Source organism: Micromonospora sp. KC606 (genome assembly GCF_004348675.1).
In the GTDB taxonomy this organism is placed as follows: domain Bacteria; phylum Actinomycetota; class Actinomycetes; order Mycobacteriales; family Micromonosporaceae; genus Micromonospora.
The window spans coordinates 1-5,210 of sequence record NZ_SMKN01000310.1 but is presented as its reverse complement, the minus strand read 5'-3'; the positions used below and the strand labels follow the sequence as shown (position 1 = coordinate 5,210).

The window sequence follows — 5,210 nt, the reverse complement described above, 5'->3', positions numbered from 1 at the left end:
CCGTCTCCTCACGACCAACGGGCGCACGGTCTGCCGCAAGACCTCAAACGGGTCCGAAGAGTGCAGTGCTGACCCGCCAGCCGCTACCGAAGCCATCCTGCACCAGCAGGCTGACGGAACCTATTAGAAGAGGGCGTCCACATGAGTGTGGGAGTGGGGAGTGGTCTGCAGGTACTCGTCTTCGTAGCAGAAAGCAAACGACGGACCTATCCCGGATCCGCCGAGCCCCGATGGACGGTATCGTGATTCACTTCCGCTACGAAGTTGGTGCGCACGTCAACACGCCAGCACATGTCCGAACAAGCGCCTCCCTGACATCGCTAACGATGACGTCAGAGCACGCTCATATCGGGCCTACCTGCGTTACCGCGACCCGACACGGTTCGCCCTGCTGCCCTTCCTTCTGCCAGAATCACGGGTCATGCGCGCCTTGATCGTGGGCAACAGCGACGGCATCGGGCTGGCACTGACCCACCGGCTCCTGGCCGACGGGTGGACGGTGACCGGGCTGTCACGCAGCCCCGCCCCGGTCGGCTCGCATCACGTCGTGGACGTGACCTCTCCAGACTTCCCCATGGTGCTCGCCGAGGTCGGTGGCGTCGACCTGTGCGTCTACGCGGCCGGCGTCGGTGAGCCGCTCGGTGAGGACCTGGCCGGCCAGACCCGGGCGCTGGAGGTGAACCTACTCGGCGCGGCCCGCACGTTCGAGGCGGTGGTGCCGCGCATGCTCGCCGCCGGCCGTGGCCACCTGATCGGCCTGTCCAGCCTCGCCGACACGACGATCTCGGCGCAGGCGCCCGGCTACGCGGCCTCCAAGGCGGGCCTCACCTCGTACCTGCTCAGCCTGGACGCCGCCCTGCGGCCCCGCGGCGTGCCGGCCACCGCAGTACGGTTCGGCTTCGTCGACACCAAGATGGCGAAGTCCCCGGTCACACCATTCAAGATCTCCACAGACCGGGCCGCCGACGTGCTCATCCGATGCATCCGCACCCGACCGGCGATCGTGTCCTACCCCCGCCGGATGGCCGCGGTGACTGGCACACTCGGCCTCCTGCTGCGCGCCACCGCCCGACTTCGCCGGTCAAGACCTGACGCTTCGTGAAGGAGTACGGCCGGTCCGCACACCGTCCGCAGCTAGATGTGCGTACCCAGATGTGCGTACCCGATCATGCCGAGGCGACGGCGTCGCCCGCTGGCGGGGGGAGTGTGTCAATTTCCGTGTTTGGGCCTGTGGTGTGATCGAGATTGTCAGATGGTGATCCGGTCGCTGTAGGCGAGGATCAGGGCGTTGAGGGCTTTGGCCCAACCGTAGGACCCGGCCGTGGTGCTGCCGCCGCCTCGGCGTTTCTGTTGGACGGCGAGGTAGAGGATCTTCATCGCGGCCTGCTCGGTGGGGAAGTGCCCGCGTCGTCGGGCGGCTTGCCGGAACCGTGCGTTCAAAATTTCGATGATGTTGGTGGTGTAGAGGGCCTTGCGGACCTCGTGGTCGTTGTCCAGGAACGGCACGAACTGCGGCCAGGAGGTCCGCCACAGTTTGATGACGGCCGGGTACTGGTCGCCGAACTCGGCGGCGAACGCCTCGAAGCGGGCTTCTGCGGCGGCGACGGTGGGGGTGACGCGGCTGATCAACTCCCGGGACACGTCGGCGTCATACACGTCCGCCAGATGCGCGGAGATCTCCCCGGTCGTCAGCCCTTTGGCATACAGCGACAGGATCGCCTCGTTGAACCCGTCCAACCTGCGGGCGTGCCTTGGGACGATCCGCGGGGTGAACGACCCGGCCCGGTCCCGTGGAACCTGGATCCGCACCGGCCCCACCTCGGTCTGCACCGTCTTGGCCCCGTGACCGTTACGGATGTTGGTCCGCCGGCCAGTCGCTTCATCGACGCCTGCGTCATCAAGGTGAGCGTCCAACTCGGCGTCGAAGCGCTGATTCAAGGACAGTGCGCGTGATCCCCGCGAGGAGCCCACCCGGCCCGACCAACGACACCCCGTCAGCCTTCGCCCGCTCCACCAACTGCTGAGCGAACTCCACCTCCGCCGCCGTCAGCTGCGGAAGCTGAACAACGTTCTTCTTGTCCGCCATGACGTGGCCCTTCCCGGACAGGACCAACGTCCTGCCCAACGGACCACACCCAGGTCAAACACGGAAATCTACCCAGTCCCCCCGACGAGCCGAGATGGACGGGCCGAGACCGGCCCCCCGCGCCGCATCGGCGCGGGGACCGGTCGCCGTTGGCCTGCGGCCGACGCTGCTCCACCTGCGCGTAGCCGTGGCCAGCAACCCAGCGGTGACCTCGCCGACCTGCTCAGGATCGCCGTCGACCCACCGCACCCGCCACCGTTCGGCGATGAGCTGTGGACAACTGTGGTGGATGTGGATAACACCCTGATCATGGCCGAATGTGCTAGCAACCGCGGCACCCCGGGGGACTCTGCCGTCCTGATTTCGCGGCGGGGTCACACGAGCTGCTAACGCCGGTGCGTGGAGAGAGTCGACCGGGGCCGCGATCGCGCCCGAGCGGCGGATCGGGGCGTCCCGCACGTCGTGGGAGCGACGTGCGGGCCGCCCGATCTTGGGTCAGTTCGCCGGACCGATCAGCCTCCACGGCTCATGGTCGGCATCCGGCCCGGTGCCCGGGACGTTGCCCTGGGTCCACCACTTGGCCTGCCAGACCTTGCCGTCGTACTTCACGGTGGTCTGTTCGATCGGCTGGGTCGCCGGGTTGTAGACCTTGGTCGCGTCCCAGGCCGGGGCGGAGCAGCCGCTTCACCGGGCCGGTGGCCGGGAGATAGTAGATGATCGGGATGTCCAGGCTCTTGCCCGGCGGGTTGATCTGGCAGTAGTCCAGCTTGACGCCGACCCGGTGGAAGTCGCCGCCCAGTCCGCCGCCGGCGTTTGGGGCCGGTGTGTCCCGCCTCCACCTGCCACTTGCCGCCCTGAGCCCCGGTCTGCCAGTTGCCGTCCTTGATCAGCGGCGGGTGTAGGTGGGCAGGTCGAAGCGGAGGTCCGAGAACTGCTTGCCGCTGCGCATGGGGCACTACGCGACAGCCGTGCCGGACGCACCACCCATACGTGATGAGCAGCGGGTTTCACTCACGCGCACAGCGCCTGCGTCGGCTCGGGATTGCGAATGAGGCGTTCAGACTGGGTCGAGCGAACTGAACTGGATGCCGGCGAGCCGCCACCCGTCGGGTAGTTCGGTCCATACCTGACTCAATCGGACTGTCAGTGTCATCACTTCACCACGCCAGGTCGCCCGGCTGCGCTGGACGCAGCGCACGATCGCGGCGCGGTCGTAGCGGCGCACGTCGAGTTCGGTTGTCGTCAGGGACAGGTAGGCGAAGTCGGCGTGTCGGTCGATCCACTGCCGTTTGTCCAGCAGGTAGCCCCGCTCGCCGATGGACATGAAGTCATCCGCCAGCAGGGCGTTTAAACGGTTCGTGTCGGCGTGCAATTCAGCGTGGTCGAATGCTTGCTGGAGCTCGCGGATGTCAGCTTTCACGTGAGGGTCCTGTCGCGCGTGGGGTCGTCAAAGTTCAGATTGTCGAGAAGCGCTGATGGCAGTGTGTTTCACATCCTGACGACAAGCTTGCCGGTCGTATGCCGGCGGACGAAGTCGACGCATGCTTGAGCCCCCTGGTTGAGGGTGTAGCGGCGGCCGATCGTGGCCTGTAGTTCTCCGCGGATTGCCAGTTCACCGACTTCCCGCATCCCGCCGAAGGTGCCGTCCATGTCCAGTACGAAATGCAGACCGACGTCGTCGCGGCCAATCCACTCCTGTTGCGGTACCGGGTAGGTGATCGTGAGGAGGCGTCCGCCGGGACGGACGGCGCCTGCAACTCCGGTAAGGCGGTCGCTGGGCAGCGTCAGGTTGAACGCGATATTGACGTCGGAGGGGTACTCAGATTCCGCATATCCGATGGTCTCGTCAGCGCCGAGCGCTCGGAGGATGTCGGCATCAGCGGCGGTCGCGGTGGCGATCACCCGCGCCTTCGCGGCGGCCAGCAGCGGGATCACCGCGGTTCCGACGCCGCCGGTAGCGCCGACGACCAGGACGGTTTCGCCGGGCTGCACTCCGGCGGTGGCCATAAGTGCCCTTGCGGTCAGGCCGACGGTGGGCAACGCGGCCGCCTGCTCGATGTCGAGACCGGCCGGGCGATGCGCCAGGAACGGGGTATTGGCCTCGAAGACCGCATACTCGGCCAGCGAGCCGGTGCTCAGCGACGGCCGGGTCGCACCGGCCATCGCCCGCAGCGCCCGAGGCACAGCCTGACCGAAGATCTCGTCGCCCACCTGATGGGCCGTCACGCCAGCGCCAACCTCGCTGACCGTGCCGGCGAAGTCGTTGCCGGGCACGTGCGGAAACCCCAGCGGCACGACGTTGCGGAAATCCCCGCTGGGCAGCCGGACGTCCGCCGGGTTGATCGAGGCGGCGGCGATCCGGACCTGGATCTGCCCCGGCCCAGGCTGGGGCACCGGCACGTCCCCCACGGTGTATTGCTCGGGCGGCCCGTAGCCGGTCACGACCACTGCCTTCATGCGCTTCCCCCATAAACGGACCGGACGGTCATGTTATCGGTTGCGAAGCTAGCAATAAACGGACCGCGCGGTCAACTTGCTAAGGTGGCAACGTGACCTCGACCCGCCCGTTGCGTGCCGACGCCGCCCGCAACCGACGGCTGCTACTGGCAGCCGCCGCCGATGAGTTCGCGGAGCGTGGCCTTGACGTCTCGGTCGCCGACATCGCCCGCCGGGCCGGTCTCGGCAAGGGCACCCTGTTCCGTCACTTCGCCACGAAGGATGACCTGCTAGCCGCGATCGTCCTCGATCGGATTGACGCGCTCAACGCCGTCGGCGAACAGCTGCTCGACGCGGCGGACCCGGGCGCCGCGCTGCTGGAGTTCCTCACCGTCGCTGCGGACCAACAACGGCAACGCGACCTGTCGTTCCTACAGGAAGCTGGCGAACTGAACGCGGACGTCACCAGGGCCCGCGAGCAGATGTTTCACTTCGTGCACAAGCTTGTCGATCGGGCTCGTGAACACGGCGCCGTGCGGGCCGACGTCACCGGCGCCGACGTCATCCTGCTGATGTGCGCGCCCAACTACGTCACCAGCTACGTGCCGGACGCCTCGCCCGACCTGTGGCAGCGATACCTTGCCATCATCTTCGACGGCCTACGCCCAGAAGGCGCCCACCCGCTGCC

6 protein-coding genes are annotated in these 5,210 nt (G+C 67.3%); 2 read left to right on the top strand and 4 right to left on the bottom strand.

Annotated elements, in window-relative coordinates:
• The first annotated feature begins 421 nt into the window (after nucleotides 1-421).
• Nucleotides 422-1,102: an SDR family NAD(P)-dependent oxidoreductase gene (locus tag E1193_RS29935; RefSeq protein ID WP_132186498.1), complete on the top strand. Its 681-nt coding sequence runs from the start codon at nucleotides 422-424 to the stop codon at nucleotides 1,100-1,102.
• 146 nt (nucleotides 1,103-1,248) lie between these two features.
• On the opposite strand, the gene E1193_RS29930 is transcribed toward E1193_RS29935, so the two are convergent.
• The 4 genes from E1193_RS29930 to E1193_RS29915 form a co-directional block, all read right to left on the bottom strand.
• Entirely contained in the window at nucleotides 1,249-1,971 is a 723-nt protein-coding gene (locus E1193_RS29930; protein ID WP_243707964.1) for a transposase, read from the bottom strand.
• A 610-nt stretch (nucleotides 1,972-2,581) separates the two neighbouring features.
• Nucleotides 2,582-2,695, bottom strand: a complete 114-nt coding sequence (locus tag E1193_RS33560; protein WP_243707963.1) for a carbohydrate-binding protein — start codon at nucleotides 2,693-2,695, stop codon at nucleotides 2,582-2,584.
• A 448-nt stretch (nucleotides 2,696-3,143) separates the two neighbouring features.
• On the bottom strand, nucleotides 3,144-3,506 hold the full coding sequence (locus tag E1193_RS29920) for a nuclear transport factor 2 family protein (RefSeq protein WP_132186497.1): 363 nt from the start codon (nucleotides 3,504-3,506) through the stop codon (nucleotides 3,144-3,146).
• A 68-nt stretch (nucleotides 3,507-3,574) separates the two neighbouring features.
• On the bottom strand, nucleotides 3,575-4,543 hold the full coding sequence (locus E1193_RS29915) for an NADP-dependent oxidoreductase (protein ID WP_132186496.1): 969 nt from the start codon (nucleotides 4,541-4,543) through the stop codon (nucleotides 3,575-3,577).
• Nucleotides 4,544-4,635: 92 nt separating this feature from the next.
• Here E1193_RS29915 and E1193_RS29910 point away from each other — a divergent pair.
• Nucleotides 4,636-5,210 (top strand): TetR/AcrR family transcriptional regulator (locus E1193_RS29910; protein ID WP_132186495.1); only part of this gene is annotated, 575 nt, incomplete at its 3' end.